Genomic DNA, 15,183 nt, shown 5'->3' with positions numbered 1-15,183 from the left:
TTGCGATCTGCGCCCGCGCTCGCTATATGCTCTGCCATGGCTGACGGAATGTTCCCCGACGATCCCCCTGCGCCCGCCGTTGCGGCGGCGAAGTCGCCTTATCTGGTGCTGGCGCGCAAGTACCGGCCGCTGAGCTTTGCCCAGCTCATCGGCCAGGACGCCATGGTGCAGACGCTCAGGAACGCCTTCAAGTCGGGCCGCATCCACCACGCCTTCATTCTCACCGGCGTCCGCGGCGTGGGAAAAACCACCACGGCCCGCATCCTCGCCCGCGCTTTCAACTACGAGGATGAAACCGGCCGGCACCCGACGCTCGATTTCGACAAGGAAGGTGTCCACGATCGCGCCATCATTGAGGGCCGCCACGTCGACGTGGTCGAAATGGACGCTGCCTCCAACACCGGCATCAACGATATCCGCGAGATCATCGACTCGGTGAAGTACGGGCCCGTATCGGCGCCCTACAAGGTCTACATCATCGACGAAGTGCACATGCTCTCGACCGCGGCCTTTAACGGGCTGCTGAAGACGCTCGAAGAGCCGCCGCCCTATGTGAAGTTCATCTTCGCCACCACCGAAATCAGGAAGGTCCCGGTCACTATCCTGTCGCGCTGCATGCGCTTCGACCTGCGCCGCGTGCCGCCCGAGACGATGACCGCCCACCTCATCGACCTGCTGGCCCGCGAGAACATCGGCTACGAGCCCGAGGCGCTGGCGATGATCGTGCGGGCCGGCGAGGGCTCGGTGCGCGACAACCAGTCTTTGCTCGACCAGGCCATCAGCCACGGCGACGGCAAGGTGACGACGGCTACCGTCAAGGCTATGCTCGGGCTCGGCGACCGGGCGCGGACCATCGACCTGTTCGAGGCGCTGATGGCCGGCCGCATCGGCGATGCGCTCACCAACCTCCGCGAGCTCTACGACGCCGGCGCCGACCCGCAGACCATCGTCGCCGACCTCTGCGATTTCACCCACCTCGTCACCCGCATCAAGGTGGTCCCGGCCGCCGCCGATGACGTGTCGCTGACGCCCGACGAGCGCAGCCGCGGCGCCCAGCTGGCGCAGAAGCTCGGCATGCGCGCCCTGAGTCGTACCTGGCAGATCCTGTTCAAGGGCTATGATGAGGTGCAGCAGGCCGGCAACGCCCTGCAGGCCGCCGAAATGGTGCTGGTCCGCCTCGCCTATGCGTCGGATCTGCCGACCCCGGACGAGCTGATCGCCAAACTCGGCAACCTGCCGCCTCCGGCCCAGCCGCAATCGGCGCCGGTGGCGCGCGGCAATGGTGGCGGCAGCGGTGGCCCGTCCGCCGCTCGCCAATACCAGCCCGAGGTGGCGCCGCGCTTCGATGCCGCTCCGGCGCCGCAGGTCATCCCGCAATCTACCCCGCAGGCCTTCGCCAACCCGCGCACCTACGCCGAGCTCGTCGCGCTGGCGGGGGAGAAACGCGATGTCATCGTCAAGATTGCGCTCGAGCAGTCCCTGCGCCCGGTTTCCATCGGCGATGGCCGGCTCGAAGTGGCGCTGGTCGAAAATGCCGATCCGGGCATCATCCAGACGCTGTCGGCCCGGCTGAAGCTGTGGACCAACCGGCAGTGGATGATCACCCTCAAGACCGACGCCCAGCACGTGCCGACCATGCGCGAGCAGCGCGAGGAGCGGCAGGAGGCAGTGCGCCAGGAGGCCCATCAGGATCCGCTGGTGCAGGCCATCCTCGAGACGTTCCCCGGCGCCACGGTGCGCGTCACCGTCAAGCAGGAACAGATACCGATCGAAGCCTACGCGGACGCCGTCCGCGACAGCGATGAGGAAGACGACGAATGAAAGACCTGATGGGAATGATGAAGGCCGCCCAGGAGATGAAGGGGCGGATGGAGGAGTTCCAGAACAAGGTCGCCGAGATGACCGTCGAAGGCCGCTCCGGCGGTGGTCTGGTGGTGGTGACGCTCAACGGCAAGGGCGAGATGAAGGGGTTGAAGATCGACCCCAGCCTCGTCTCCGACGATGTATCGGTGCTCGAGGACCTGATCCTCGCCGCCCATAACGATGCCAAGGGCAAGGCCGAGTACGAGATGAACGCCAAGATGCAGGAAATGACGGCGGGCTTGCCGCTGCCTCCCGGCATGAAGTTTCCATTTTGAAGGAGTGAGTAGCGAGTAGCGAGTAGCGAATGACGAGCAGGGGGGACGGCCCGCTACTCGCTACTCGCTATTGGCTGTTCGCTCACCAAACATGGCCAACGGCGGACCCGAGATTGAACAGCTGATCCTGCTCTTGGCGCGCTTGCCGGGGCTGGGGCCGCGCTCGGCCCGACGGGCCGTGCTGCAGCTGATCAAGAAGAAGGAACAGCTGATGATCCCGCTGTCGGCGGCGCTCGATCGCGCCGTTGCGGCGGTGACCGTTTGCGAAACCTGCGGCAACGTCGATACCCGCTCGCCCTGCCACATCTGCGCCGATCCGCGCCGCGACAATGGCCTGTTGATCGTGGTCGAAGATGTCGCCGACCTCTGGGCGCTGGAGCGCGCCGGAGTAGGGGCGGTGAAGTACCACGTGCTCGGTGGCGTGCTGTCGCCGCTCGACGGGGTCGGCCCGGATGATCTGTCGATCGATGCGCTGCTGCGCCGCGCCCCGGAGTTCTCCGAGATCGTCCTTGCCGTCAACGCCACGGTCGAAGGCCAGACCACCGCGCACTACATCACCGACCGCCTCGCCCCCAGCGGCGTCAAGATCACCCGCCTCGCTCACGGCGTGCCGGTGGGCGGCGAACTTGACTATCTCGACGAAGGCACGCTCAGCCAGGCGCTGAAGGCGCGCACCGCACTCTGATCTGCCCCCTTCCTCTCAAGGGGGAGGGAGGCGCTAACAGATGAATCGCCTGCAGTCCGCTCCAGACTAACCCTCGCCCCGGTCCAACCCGTCGCCGTCGATCCACTGGCTCTTGTCGATAGCGCTTTCCGGCTCGTCTTCGAGCGAGGCCTCATCCGCGGCCTCGATTGCCTCGAGCTCGTCGGAATCGGGGGACAGCGTTTCGCGATGCGCTGCCGGATCGTGGTCGACCGAGGTCGGGTCCATGCCTTCGCCGGCGAGCCCATTGAGCTGAGCGACCGCTTCGTCGATGGCGCCGATCAGGGTGCGCGGATCGTCATCGCCGAAATCCGTCGCTTCGAGGTTGCTGAGCTCGTCGCGGATCGCCAGCAGCCGCGCCAGCCGCTCGACCGCCGGCCAGTCGTCGCCATAGAGCAGCTCTTCGATCTCGGTCTGGCTCACCGGCTGGGCAAAGCCGGGTGTGTCGCCGTCATTGCCGGCCGGCGTGTCCTCGGCGATCAAGCCGCGAAAATGGTTCGAGATCATCGGCGCCTCCCTCAGTGAGCAGTAACGCACACACCCAGCGACGGGTTCAGCCGATATCTTAAGCCTCCGTTTACGCCGTCTCCAGACGTGAGCGATTAAGTACAAGTCACAGCTGCAGGCGCAACACTCCCTTCACCAGTGGGGGCCGAGAGCAGTGGCATTGGCTCCAGAAGGACGCGCCATCTTGCAAACTGTACTGACTACGCTCTTCGAGCAACACGACCTCCGCCTGGTGGCCCTGGCGGCTTTGGTTTGTGCGCTCTCCGCTTTTGCCGGCATTACCCTGCTCCATCATGCGCGCCGCACCACCGGCGCCATGCAACGGGTCTGGCTGGCAGTCGCCGCCTTCTCCGTCGGCTTCGGCATCTGGGCGACGCATTTCGTCGCCATGCTCTCGTTCAATGCCGGCATGCCGGTTGGCTACGACCTGCCGCTCACCCTGGTTTCTCTCAGCATCGCCATCTCGATCGTCGGTGGTGGCCTGTGGTTCGCCGCGCTCGGCACCCGCCGTTCCGATTCCGTGCTCGGCGGCGCCGTCATCGGCCTCGGTATCGCCCTGATGCATTATACCGGCATGGCGTCGCTGCTGATCGGCGGCGGCATTGCCTGGGCTTCGCCGCTGGTCGCCGTGTCCGTGCTGCTGGGCGTGACCCTTGCCGGAGCGTCGATCTATTTCGCAGTGAACGGACACACCCTGCGCCACCGCATCCGTGCCACGATCCTCCTCACGCTTGCCATCTGCGCCATGCATTTCACTGCCATGGGGGCAGCGGGGCTGGAGAACTGCTTCCCGGTGGTCTCTGCCGAAGACCAGACGCCGCAATGGCTATCGATCGTCGTCGCGCTGGTCTCGGTGATGATCCTGGTGTTTGCACTTGGTGGTACCTACCTTGACCTGCTCGATCGCCGCCGCACTCTCGCCGAGAGCGACCGCATGCGCGGCCTCGCCGATGCCGCGGTGGAGGGCCTCCTGGTGGTGCGCGGTGGCGAAATCGTCACCGCCAACCAGAGCTTTCTCTCCATGGTCGACCTGCCGCAGGCTTCGGTCAGCGGCCGGCAGCTGTCGGAATTCCTCGGTTCGGCCGCCTGCTCCATGCTGCTCGAGCGACCCAACATCGCGGTCGAGACCGACCTGAAGACCGGCTTCGGCGCGGTGCCTGCCGAAGTCATCCTGCGCCAGGTGGATTTCGCCGGCCAGCCACACCAGGCCATCGCCATCCGCGATCTCTCGGCCCGCAAGCAGGCCGAGCAGCATATCCGCTTCCTCGCCCACCATGATGCGTTGACCGGCTTGCCCAACCGGGTGAGCTTTTCGCGCAAGCTTGAGGACGAGATCAGCCACGCGCGGCGTCACGAGCAGAGCTTCGCCGTGCTCTGCCTCGATCTCGATCGCTTCAAGGAGGTCAATGACCTCTTCGGGCACGCCGCCGGCGATGCCTTGCTGCAGCGCGTCGGCCAGGCGCTGCTCGGCGCCATCGAGGGGGTCGGTGACGCCGCGCGCCTGGGCGGCGACGAGTTCGCCGTGCTGCTTGGGGATATCGGCACACCGGCCCGCGCCGGTCGCATCGCCGAGCAGATCCTCGACGGCTTCCGCCGCAACAACGAGCAATCGGCCGGCGGAGCACTGATCTCCGCGTCGATCGGCATCGCACTGTTCCCTGATAACGCCGATACCGCCGAGCAGCTGATGACTCATGCCGACACGGCGCTCTATCGCGCCAAGCAGGATGGGCGCGGCATCTACCGCTTCTTCGAGAACGCCATGGGCGCCGAAGTGCGGGACCGCCGCATGCTCGAGCATGACCTGCGCCACGCCGTGTCGCGCAATCAGTTGCGCCTCGTCTACCAGCCGCAGGTCGATATTCAATCGGGCGAAGTCACCGGCTTTGAGGCGCTGGTGCGCTGGAAACATCCGGAACGCGGCGAGATTCCACCGTCGGTGTTTGTGCCGGTGGCCGAGGAGAGCGGGCTGATCCTGCAGATCGGCGAGTGGGTGCTGCGTGCCGCCGCCAGCGAAGCGGCGCGCTGGAAGTCGCCGCTTTCGGTGGCGGTGAACGTCTCGGCAGTGCAGGTGCATTCGCCCACCTTCGCGCAGACCGTGCACGAGGTGCTGATCAGCACCGGCCTGTCGCCGGCCCGGCTCGAGGTGGAGATCACCGAAACGGCGCTGATCCGCGACATGATGCGAGCCGTAACGACGCTCAGGCAGATCCGGGCGCTCGGCGTCCGCATCGCCATGGATGATTTCGGCACCGGCTACTCGTCGCTGGCGAACCTCCGCGCTTTCCCGTTCAGTAAGATCAAGGTCGATCAGTCCTTCATCCGCGCCGTCGACAACAATGACCAGTCGGCCGCCATCGTGCGGGCGGTACTGGGTCTGGGCAGCGGCTTGAACGTTCCGGTTGTCGCCGAAGGCGTCGAACGGGCCGAGGAGCTGGCGTTCCTCAAGAGCGAGGTCTGCCAGACGGCGCAGGGCTATCTGCTGAGCCGCCCGGAAGACATCCGGACCTTCGCTGCGCTTACCGAGGGCAGGACCAAGCTGCTCGACAGCATCCTGCCGCCACCGCTGCAGGCGCTGGCCAGCTAGCTCCGCGCCGCGGCGGGTCTTGCGCCGAGCGGACAGGCCGCCTAGCTTCCATGTTGTCCGCGGCGCTCAGTGCCGCGGTCGATGGAGGTATGGGCCATGTCTGCGAGTTTCGTGATGCGCCGACGATAGGGCTTAGCCGCCGCTTGCCGGCGCACCTCTAACCACATCGCTACGAAGGCAAAGGCCCAGGCTCCGGCGGACATCGCCGGGCCCAGGGCCTTTTTCATTCGCTGGCGCCTTCCCCTCGTAACAAGGAGACAGGCGCCACGCGCCTGCTTGGCTATGACAGAATCTGAGACCACTGCTCCCGCTTCCCGTCGCGACGCTGCCCGTCGCCCCGGCTGGCGAAACTGGCTGCTATCCTGGATCCGCTGGGGAAAACTGCGCCGTGAGCCGCAACTCCCCGACAGCCTCCGGCGCGATATCGGCCTGCCACCATTGCCTCGGCCGATCGACGATCCGCTGCGGTGGCGGAAATAATCGCCGGCTGCCTATCCCAGGTGGGAGAAGGCGCGCTCCGAGCTTTCTTGTGGCGCAGGGGCGTACCCCCGTCCCTGCGCTCTCTGGCTGCGCTCAGGCGAGCACCTCGCGGAACAGCCCGATCGTTCGCGACCAGGCCAGGTCGGATGCTTCCTTGCTGTAGCGCGCGGCCGAGGTGTCGTTGTTGAAGGCGTGGTTGGCGCCCTCGTAGATGAAGATCTGGTAGTCGATCCCGGCGGCCTTCAGCGCTGCCTCGAAGGCGGGAATGCCGGCGTTGATCCGCTCATCGAGCCCGCCATAATGCGCCATCACCTTGGCCTTGATACTGGGCACCGCCGCGGCATCCGGCTGCCCGCCATAGTAGGGCACCGCCGCGAGGAGGTCGGGCGCCACTGTCGCGAGGTTATTGACCGTGCCGCCGCCCCAGCAGAAGCCCATGGCGCCGACCTTGCCGTTGCCCTTCGCATGGGTCTTCAGCCAGGCGATGGTCGCGACACCATTGGCTGCGACATCTGCCGCCGGCAGCTGCTGGAACATCGGCCGCGCCGCCTCCTCGTCGGCGGGCGTGCCGCCGAGGTCGGAGAGGAAGTCAGGCGCCAGCGCCACGAAGCCCTCGAGCGCCACGCGTCGCGCCACGTCCCTGGTGTGCGCATTGAGCCCGCGATTCTCGTGCACCACGATCACCGCGCCGAACGGTCCGCCCTCGGCAGGGTAGGCGAGGTAGCCGCGCATCTCGCCTTTGGCGCCCGGATAGGCCACGTCCTCGGTAACCAGCCGCGCATCATCCTCGGGCACCAGGCCCTGCGCCTTGGCGTTCGACGCCATCAGCGCTGCCGCCACCGTCGCCGCGCTCATCGAGCCTGCGAGCTTGGCGAGATTGTCCATGAATTTGCGGCGGTCGAGGCTCAGGTGGGTGTAGTCGTCGAAGAGATTGATCATCTCCTGCGAGATCGGGGGTGTGTCCCTCTCGTCCATTTCGCCGTCCTCCTGTTTGACGGGGGAGGCTAAGGCGTGCAACCGGACTTGGGGATGACGCTCGCACGCTTGTGAGGCGATGTGAGCAGCCTACTCGCCGGCGAGCCGCTGCGGCTCCGGCCGGGCTTCGTCGAACTCCATCGCCTCGATCCGCTCGCCGCGCTTCACGATCTTCGAGGACGAGGTGACGATGTCGCTGATATCCCCGGCGGCCTGGGTGAAGTGGGTCTGGAGCTTGCGCACCCGCTCGTCCAGCCGGCCGACATCGGCCAATAGCGCCCGCACCTCGGTCTGGATACGATAGGCCTCTTCGCGCATCTTCACGTCGCGCAGCAGCGCCTGCACCACCTGGATCGACAGCATCAGGATCGACGGCGAGACGATGACGATGCGCGCCTTCAGCGCCCGTTGCACCACATCCTCGAAATGTTCGTGCAGGTCCGCAAAGATCGATTCCGACGGCACGAACAGGAACGCCGTGTCGGCGGTCTCTCCGGCGATCAGGTATTTTTCCGAGATCGCCTTGATATGGACACCCATGTCGGTGCGGAACCGGCTGGCGGCGAAGCGCGGGTCCTCGCCTTCGCCGGCCCCGGAAAAGCCCTGCCAGCTTTCCAGCGGGAACTTGGCGTCGATCACCAGCGACGGCGCCCCGTTCGGCATATAGACCAGCGCATCGGGGCGGCTGCCGTTCGACAGCGTCGCCTGGAACGCATAGGCGTTCTGCGCCAGCCCATCGCCGATGATCGCTTCCATCCGGCCCTGGCCGAACGCGCCGCGCGTCTGCTTGTTGGCGAGGATCGACTGCAGCGACACCACATTCTGGCTGAGCTGGGTGATGTTGGATTGCGCCCGGTCGATCACCGCCAGCCGTTCCTGGAGCTTCGCCAGGCTCTCGTTGGTCTTGACGTTGCTTTCCTGCATGACCGCGCCGATGCGCTGGCCCTGGCTGTCGAGCCGTTCGTTCACCAGCCGTGCCAGGTCGGAGGTGCGCGAGCCAAAAATCTCGCTCATCGTCTGCATCCGGCCGGTCATCTCCGACTGCACGCGAACCATGTCGGCGATGTAGCGCTCGGTCTCCTGCGCCTTGAGCCGCGCCGCGGCTGCCTCTTCGGCGCGCTGCTCTGCCTCTTCCGCCCGGGCGCGCGACTGGCGCACCACGACGACGAGCAGCGCCACCAAGAGGGCCGCGACGACTCCCACAGATGCATAGGCGGCGATCTCAAGCGTGACGGGGAAGTCGGCGATGACGAAAAGCACTCGATCCATCGCCTCAGCTTACACGATTCGACGCCGTTGTTCCCGCATTGTTCTTCGGCGCCGCAATTGGCCTAAACAGAGCGTAAACCGGCTGGCCGTTGACCGGCGCCCGGGAAATACCATATTCAGCGGCAACCCCCGATGAAGGACTGAACGTTCATGGCCAAGCGCCCCATCCTGATCCTGCCCGACGAGCGCCTGCGCGCCATTGCAGAGCCGATCGAGAAGATCGACGATGGCATCAAGCAGCTTGCTAAGGACATGCTCGAAACCATGTATGACGCGCCGGGCATTGGCCTTGCCGCGCCGCAGATCGGCGAGCTGAAACGTATCGTCGTCATGGACCTCGCCAAGGAAGACGAGCCGGCCGCGCCGCTGGTCATGATCAACCCCGAGATCCTCAAATACTCCGACGAGACCGTCACCACCGAGGAAGGCTGCCTCTCCATCCCCGAGCTCTACTATGATGTCGAGCGCCCGGCCGAGGTCACCGTCCGCTACACCGATCTCGACGGCAAGGAAGTGGAGCTCGACGCCAAGGATCGCCTCGCGGTCTGCGTCCAGCACGAGCTCGATCACCTCGATGGCGTGCTCTACATCGACTACCTGAGCCGGCTGAAGCGCGACCGCGTGCTGAAGAAGTTCCAGAAGGCCGAGCGCCTCGCCAAGAAGGCGGGCTGACACCTCATTTGAGGCGATCGCCTTCTCGCCTCGTGGGAGAAGGTGCCCGAAGGGCGGATGAGGGGTCTCTCTCCGCGTACGCAATCGCTCCTCGCTTCACTCGGATCGCGCTACACTTCGTTGCGCGGACCCCTCATCCGGCGCTCACGCGCCACCTCGCGGCGAGGGCTTCGCCCTCGTCCGCTGCCCGCAAGGGGAGAAGGCGACCACCGAGAGACCGGGAATATGAAAATCATCTTCATGGGCACGCCGGAATTCGCCGTGCCCACCCTCACCGAGATCGTCTCGACCGGCCACGAAGTGGTTGCCGTCTACACCCGTGCGCCAAAACCCGCCGGCCGCGGCCAGGCCGAGCGCAAGTCGCCGGTGCATGAGGCGGCCGAGGGCTTCGGCATCCCGGTATTCACCCCGCGCTCGCTGAAGCAGGCGCCCGAGCAGGAGGTGTTTGCCTCGCTCGATGCCGATGTGGCGGTGGTCGTCGCCTATGGCCTGATCCTGCCCAGGCCGATCCTCGAGGCGCCACGGCTTGGCTGTCTCAACCTCCACGGCTCGCTCCTGCCGCGCTGGCGCGGCGCTGCGCCGATCCAGCGCGCGGTGATGGCGGGGGATGCGCGCACCGGCATCATGGTGATGCAGATGGACGAGGGCCTCGATACCGGCGCCGTCGGCCTGATCGAGGAAATGCCTATCGGACCCGACATGACCTCGGGCGAGCTGCATGACCGGATGATGCTGGTCGGCGCCGACCTGATGGGCCGGGCGCTCGCCGCGCTCGACCGCGGCAGCCTGCATTTCACCCCACAGCCGGAAGCAGGCGTCACCTACGCCAGCAAGATCGACAAGGCGGAAGCGCGCATCGATTGGACGAAGCCCGCGAGCGAGGTGCACAACCTGATCCGCGGCCTCTCGCCATTCCCCGGCGCCTGGTTCGAACTGAGCCTTAACGGCACGCCCACCCGCATCAAGGCGCTGCGCTCGACGCTGGTCGCCGCAGAGGGCACCCCGGGCACCATCCTCCCCGATCTCACCATTGCCTGCGGCACCGGCGCCGTGCGCCTCACCATGGTGCAGCGCGAAGGCAAGGGCGCCATGGACGCCGCGACGTTCCTGCGTGGGGCAGGGGCGTTGCCGGAGCGGGCATCGTGAGTCCTGAATGCCCCCTCACCCGGAGCGCTGCGCGCTCCGACCTCTCCCCCAAGGGAGAGGTGCGCGGTGGCACGAGCTCGCCCATGCGTCACCTCTCCCTTGGGGGAGAGGTCGGCCCGCAGGGCCGGGTGAGGGGGCCTTTCTAGCGATGCCCCGCTACCGTCTCTCGATCGAATACGACGGCCGCCCCTTCTGCGGCTGGCAGCGGCAGGCGGGCGATCTCTCCGTGCAGCAACTGCTCGAGGAGGCGATCGCGCGCTTCTCCGGTGAGAGTGTCGTCACCCAGGCCGCCGGTCGTACCGATGCCGGTGTCCACGCCCTCGGCCAGGTGGTGCATTTCGACCTCGAGCGCGACTGGGATCCATTCAAGGTGCGAGAGGCGCTGAACTATCACACCAAGCCGCATCCGGTGGCCATCCTCACTGTCGATCGTGTCGACGAGAGCTTCGAGGCCCGATTCTCGGCCATCGCCCGGCACTACGAATACCGCATCCTCAACCGCCGTGCCCGGCCCGGCCTTGATGCCGGCCGCGTCTGGCACGTGCCGGTGCCGCTCGATGCCGATGCCATGCACAGGGCGGCGCAGCTGATCCTCGGCAAGCACGATTTCACCACCTTCCGCGCCGCCGAGTGCCAGGCCAAGTCGCCCGATCGCACCCTCGATATCTTCACCGTGTCGCGGCAGGCTGAGATGATCGTCGTCACCGCTAAGGCCCGCAGCTTCCTTCATTCGCAGGTGCGCTCGATGGTGGGCTCGCTGAAGCTGGTGGGCGACGGCAAATGGCGCCCAAGCGATTTCCGCGCTGCCCTCGATGCCCGCGATCGCGCCCGCTGCGGCCCGCTCGCCCCGCCCGACGGGCTCTACCTCACCAAGGTGGATTACTGACAGCGCTCAGGGCGCCGTAGCCGCTCCTGCGCCGGCCGTCAGTTCGGCCAACTGCTCCGGCGACAGCGGGAACACCGCGCTCACCACGAACAGTGCAATCACGCCGCTGATCAGCTGCACCACGAGGAATGAGGCGATCTGCCAGGGCGTCAGCGTCAGGATCAGCCGGGCGATGTTGATCATGATGATGATGATCACGATGCCCGTGGCGATGAACATCAGCTCGCCGCCGGCGCCCACCAGTCCGAGCAGCGTCGTGGCGATGGTCAGGAAAAAGGTCGCCCAGTTGTCGACCACGATGTAGGGCACCAAGGCATCGGGCCGCTTCAACTGGCGCAGCACCAGGGCCGCCGCGCCGATCTGCAGCGCCAGCACGATGATCACCGTGGCAATGGCCCGGAACGCCGTACCGCTCGTTCCGGGCACGCCCAGCACCAGCGGCACCGCGGTGTTGAGCAGCGCCACCACCAGGAAGGCGATGAAGCTGCCGACCAGCCCGCGATCGGAGAAGTCGAAATAGCCGTTGGCCCGGCGGTCACCGATGACCAGCGCCACAACGCCGCGGGCGGCCGAGGCCACCTCGTTCCAGATATCGTTGCTGCGTTCAGGCACTAGCCGACCCCGTTCAGTCCGGTGGTCAGCATGTAGAGCCCGACTCGGGTGGCGACAAGCGCGACAATCGAAAGAATGGCAAACGCGGCGGAAATGCCGATCCCGAGTTTGCCGACCTCGCGCGCCACCCGGAACAGCATAAAGCCGATGACCCCGAGCGTCGCCGTGAGAATGTTCGATCCGCCGAGATAGGCCAGCGGCAGCGACACCCCGAGGACGAACGCCACGGCGTAGGTAGCGGGCACCGCCATCGCTACTCCAGGCGTACGAAACACCCGCGCCGTCACTGCGATCACCACCCATATGACGCCGAGCTGCAGGGCATTGGCGACAAGGCTGAGGACGACCGTCGCCCAGCCGGGAAAGCCGCTGAGCGAACTCTCGATGAGGATCAGCGCCAGCACCACGGCAAAGAAACAGCCGGTGGCGTTGATGAGGCCGAGACCGGTGAGGTTGAATTTCTGCGCCGCGCCCGGGCGCGCCGTCAACAGGTCGAGCCAGCCGACAATGGCGCGCCACAGCTCGCCGAAGGCGTTCACGGCGCCGCCATCATCGCCTGCCCGGTCGGCAGCATCAGGAAGATGAAGCTCGCAGCGAACGAGGCGACGGCCACCAGCGCACCGAGCAGGATCGCGCCGGCCCAGCCCATGCCGAACAGGCTCTTTGCCGCCCGCGCCACGAAGTAGCCGAGGATACCGATCATCGCCGTGCCGGCGCTGATGCCGAACGCCCCGATGATGAGGCCGACCAGTTGGCTCAGCGCCAGCACCAGCGCCAGGAACAGGAAGAAGCCGGGCAGCTGTTCCTGCTTGCCCAGCAGCAATCCGGCCGCGCCGACCACGACGAACGGCACCGCCGTCATCACCAGCGCCAGCAGGGCGAAATCGACGACCGCCCGCAGTGCCTCCGGCAACGCGCCTGCGAATGGCACCACCAGCAGCACCACCTGCAGCAACGCCATCACCACGATGCCGGCGACGGCATGCGTCCAGCTCGCCGTCGCCGGGCTGTCGGTGGCCGGCGCCCGGCCGAACGCCGTCTGCGTTGCGGTGCCCACGGCGCTGAGAAAGCCGTTCGCCATCACTCGCCCCCCAGATAGTCACGGATGAACTGGGCGTAGAGCGCCGTCAGCTCCTCGACATCGGCGACTCGCACATTCTCGTCCACCTTGTGCATGGTCGGGCCGGGCAGCCCGAACTCCACCACCGGGCAGTATTCCGCGATGAACCGCGCGTCCGACGTACCGCCGCCGGTCGACAGTTCCGGCGGGATGCCGGTGCGCCGCGCGATGGTTTCGATCAGCGTTTCCACGCCGCCGCCGAGCGGCGACAGGAACGAGCGCGATGGGCGCCCCACCACGCTGAACTCGGCGCTGCAGCCACGCAGGTCCTGGTTGCCGATCACCTCCTCGATCGCGGCGATCAGGCTTTCCGGCGTCCAGCGATCGTTGTAGCGCACATTGAAGCGCAGCAGCACCGAGGCCGGGATGACGTTGGTAGTCTCGTTGCCGACATCGGCCGAGGTGAATTCGAGGTTCGAGGGCGGAAAATGCTCGGTGCCGTCGTCGAGCTTGCCGGTCAGCGCCCCGATCAGCAGCGCCGCCGTCGGCAGCGGGTTGTTGGCCTTGTCGGGATAGGCGACATGCCCCTGCGTGCCGGTCACCCGGATCTGCCCGTTGAGCGAGCCGCGCCGCCCCACCTTGATGCTGTCGCCCACCCGCGCCGTGGCGCTTGGCTCGCCGACGATGGCGAAATCGAAGCGGTGACCCTGAGCTTCCGCCCAGGCCATCAGCTTGTCGGTGCCGTTGACCGCGTCGGCTTCCTCGTCATTGGTGATGGCAAGCGAGATGCGCCCCGCCTCCGGCACCCGTGCGATCGCCGCGATGAACGCCGCGATTCCCGACTTCATGTCGGCGGCGCCGCGTCCATAGATCGTCCCGTCGACGATCTCAGCCGCGAACGGCTGATGCCGCCACGCTGCGCTATCGCCGGGCGGCACCACGTCGGTATGCCCGGCAAACAGCAGATGCCGGCCCTCGCTGCCGCGCGTCGCGAACAGGTTGTCGACCGGATAGGACCCATCCCCCTCGAACCGTACGCGCTCGCAGCTGAACCCCAGCGGCACCAAGGCCGCCTCGAGCACGTCGAACGCGCCATGCAGCTCCGGCGTGACTGAGGGCTGGCGGATCAGGTCGGCGAGAAGCTGGACGGGGTTGATCCCCTCTGCGAGCGTCATTGTCCCGTCCGTCCCTGTCAGTCGCGCAACAGCTCGTTGATGCCGGTCTTCGACCGCGTCTGCGCGTCGACCGTCTTGACGATCACCGCGCAATAAAGGCTCGGGCCCGGCTGGCCGTTGGGGAGCGGCTTGCCCGGCAGGTTGCCCGAGACCACCACGGAGTAGGGCGGCACCTTGCCGATATGGATTTCGCCGGTCGCCCGGTCGACGATCTTGGTCGAGGCGCCGATATAGACGCCCATCGACAGCACCGAGCCCTCGCCGACCACCACGCCCTCGACCACCTCGGAGCGGGCGCCGATAAAGCAGTTGTCCTCGATGATGGTGGGGCCGGCCTGCATCGGCTCCAGCACGCCGCCAATGCCGACGCCGCCACTCAGGTGCACGTTCTTGCCGATCTGCGCGCACGAGCCGACTGTGGCCCAGCCATCGACCATCGAGTTCTCGTCGACGAAGGCGCCGATATTGACGAAGCTCGGCATCAGCACCACGCCGCGGCCGATATGCGAGCCACGCCGCACGATCGAGCCGGGCACCGCCCGGAAGCCGGCCTCACGAAAACGGTTCTCGCCCCAGCCTTCGAACTTCGAGGGCACCTTGTCCCACCAGGTGGTGCCACCGGGGCCCTGGATCACCGCGTTGTCGTTGAGCCGGAAGCTCAGCAGCACCGCCTTCTTCAGCCATTGATTGACCGTCCAACCGTCGCCAGACTTCTCGGCAACGCGCGCCTTGCCGCTGTCGAGCAGTTCGAGCGCTGTCTCCACCGCCTCGCGCACTGCGCCTTGCGTACTGGAGCTGATCTCGGTGCGCGCCTCCCAGGCGGCATCGATGGTCTGGGCGAGATCGGCATACGACATGACAAGTGCTTTCGGTCGGGTGGCAGGACGGCGCGCCGGACATTATCCGGCCCGGTCCTGCTGTCAACGATCCTTAACCCCGGCCGTGACAAGCTCAAGGCCACTATTCGGAGACG

General features: G+C 66.5%; 15 protein-coding genes. 7 read left to right on the top strand and 8 right to left on the bottom strand.

The features are described from left to right. Positions 1 to 36 precede the first annotated feature (36 nt). From ACSQ23_RS02110 to recR, 3 genes are all read left to right on the top strand, one after another. Entirely contained in the window at positions 37 to 1,821 is a 1,785-nt protein-coding gene (locus ACSQ23_RS02110; protein WP_436089547.1) for a DNA polymerase III subunit gamma/tau, read from the top strand. Beyond that, positions 1,818 to 2,138, top strand: a complete 321-nt coding sequence (locus ACSQ23_RS02105) for a YbaB/EbfC family nucleoid-associated protein (RefSeq protein WP_055877229.1) — start codon at positions 1,818 to 1,820, stop codon at positions 2,136 to 2,138. The genes ACSQ23_RS02110 and ACSQ23_RS02105 overlap by 4 nt, the downstream gene beginning before the upstream one ends. Positions 2,139 to 2,229: 91 nt before the next feature. Beyond that, positions 2,230 to 2,823, top strand: a complete 594-nt coding sequence (recR, locus tag ACSQ23_RS02100; protein ID WP_055877232.1) for a recombination mediator RecR — start codon at positions 2,230 to 2,232, stop codon at positions 2,821 to 2,823. 66 nt (positions 2,824 to 2,889) lie between these two features. On the opposite strand, the gene ACSQ23_RS02095 is transcribed toward recR, so the two are convergent. Then, positions 2,890 to 3,348: a hypothetical protein gene (locus tag ACSQ23_RS02095; RefSeq protein WP_056003161.1), complete on the bottom strand. Its 459-nt coding sequence runs from the start codon at positions 3,346 to 3,348 to the stop codon at positions 2,890 to 2,892. A gap of 184 nt (positions 3,349 to 3,532) precedes the next feature. Here ACSQ23_RS02095 and ACSQ23_RS02090 point away from each other — a divergent pair, with 184 nt between their 5' ends. Further along, entirely contained in the window at positions 3,533 to 5,935 is a 2,403-nt protein-coding gene (locus ACSQ23_RS02090) for a bifunctional diguanylate cyclase/phosphodiesterase (RefSeq protein ID WP_436089546.1), read from the top strand. A 573-nt stretch (positions 5,936 to 6,508) separates the two neighbouring features. Here ACSQ23_RS02090 and ACSQ23_RS02085 read toward each other — a convergent pair. Then, positions 6,509 to 7,390 (bottom strand): dienelactone hydrolase family protein, encoded by an 882-nt coding sequence (locus tag ACSQ23_RS02085; protein WP_436089545.1) that lies wholly within the window; start codon positions 7,388 to 7,390, stop codon positions 6,509 to 6,511. A 90-nt stretch (positions 7,391 to 7,480) separates the two neighbouring features. Beyond that, positions 7,481 to 8,659: a DNA recombination protein RmuC gene (locus ACSQ23_RS02080; protein WP_436089544.1), complete on the bottom strand. Its 1,179-nt coding sequence runs from the start codon at positions 8,657 to 8,659 to the stop codon at positions 7,481 to 7,483. Between the two features lie 150 nt (positions 8,660 to 8,809). Between ACSQ23_RS02080 and def the strand changes: the two genes are divergently transcribed. The 3 genes from def (at position 8,810) to truA (ending at position 11,363) form a co-directional block, all read left to right on the top strand. Beyond that, positions 8,810 to 9,331, top strand: coding sequence for a peptide deformylase (def, locus tag ACSQ23_RS02075; RefSeq protein ID WP_055886090.1), 522 nt, complete (start codon positions 8,810 to 8,812; stop codon positions 9,329 to 9,331). 225 nt (positions 9,332 to 9,556) lie between these two features. Then, a complete protein-coding gene (fmt, locus tag ACSQ23_RS02070) occupies positions 9,557 to 10,477 on the top strand; it encodes a methionyl-tRNA formyltransferase (RefSeq protein ID WP_436089543.1) in 921 nt (306 codons plus the stop codon). 148 nt (positions 10,478 to 10,625) lie between these two features. After that, positions 10,626 to 11,363, top strand: coding sequence for a tRNA pseudouridine(38-40) synthase TruA (truA, locus tag ACSQ23_RS02065; protein ID WP_436089542.1), 738 nt, complete (start codon positions 10,626 to 10,628; stop codon positions 11,361 to 11,363). Between the two features lie 6 nt (positions 11,364 to 11,369). Here the strand turns inward: truA and ACSQ23_RS02060 are convergent, their stop codons facing one another. The 5 genes from ACSQ23_RS02060 to dapD are packed head-to-tail and all read right to left on the bottom strand — an operon-like array spanning position 11,370 to position 15,067. After that, the gene (locus tag ACSQ23_RS02060; RefSeq protein ID WP_055886081.1) at positions 11,370 to 11,975 is read right to left on the bottom strand and encodes a hypothetical protein; all 606 of its coding nucleotides are present in this window, start codon (positions 11,973 to 11,975) and stop codon (positions 11,370 to 11,372) included. Continuing rightward, positions 11,975 to 12,514, bottom strand: a complete 540-nt coding sequence (locus ACSQ23_RS02055; protein ID WP_055886077.1) for a hypothetical protein — start codon at positions 12,512 to 12,514, stop codon at positions 11,975 to 11,977. The genes ACSQ23_RS02060 and ACSQ23_RS02055 overlap by 1 nt, the downstream gene beginning before the upstream one ends. After that, positions 12,511 to 13,056 carry a hypothetical protein gene (locus tag ACSQ23_RS02050; protein WP_055886073.1) on the bottom strand — a complete coding sequence of 182 codons (546 nt, stop codon included), beginning with the start codon at positions 13,054 to 13,056 and terminating at the stop codon, positions 12,511 to 12,513. The genes ACSQ23_RS02055 and ACSQ23_RS02050 overlap by 4 nt, the downstream gene beginning before the upstream one ends. After that, positions 13,056 to 14,210: a succinyl-diaminopimelate desuccinylase gene (gene dapE, locus ACSQ23_RS02045; RefSeq protein ID WP_436089541.1), complete on the bottom strand. Its 1,155-nt coding sequence runs from the start codon at positions 14,208 to 14,210 to the stop codon at positions 13,056 to 13,058. Before dapE ends, ACSQ23_RS02050 begins: the two co-directional genes overlap by 1 nt. Positions 14,211 to 14,227: 17 nt before the next feature. Then, positions 14,228 to 15,067, bottom strand: a complete 840-nt coding sequence (gene dapD, locus ACSQ23_RS02040; RefSeq protein ID WP_056003142.1) for a 2,3,4,5-tetrahydropyridine-2,6-dicarboxylate N-succinyltransferase — start codon at positions 15,065 to 15,067, stop codon at positions 14,228 to 14,230. Positions 15,068 to 15,183: the final 116 nt, after the last annotated feature.

The organism is Devosia sp. LjRoot16, from assembly GCF_964252795.1.
In the GTDB taxonomy this organism is placed as follows: Bacteria; Pseudomonadota; Alphaproteobacteria; order Rhizobiales; family Devosiaceae; genus Devosia_A.
Note: the sequence above shows the minus strand (reverse complement) of the source record. Positions and strands in the feature narration are given on the sequence as shown.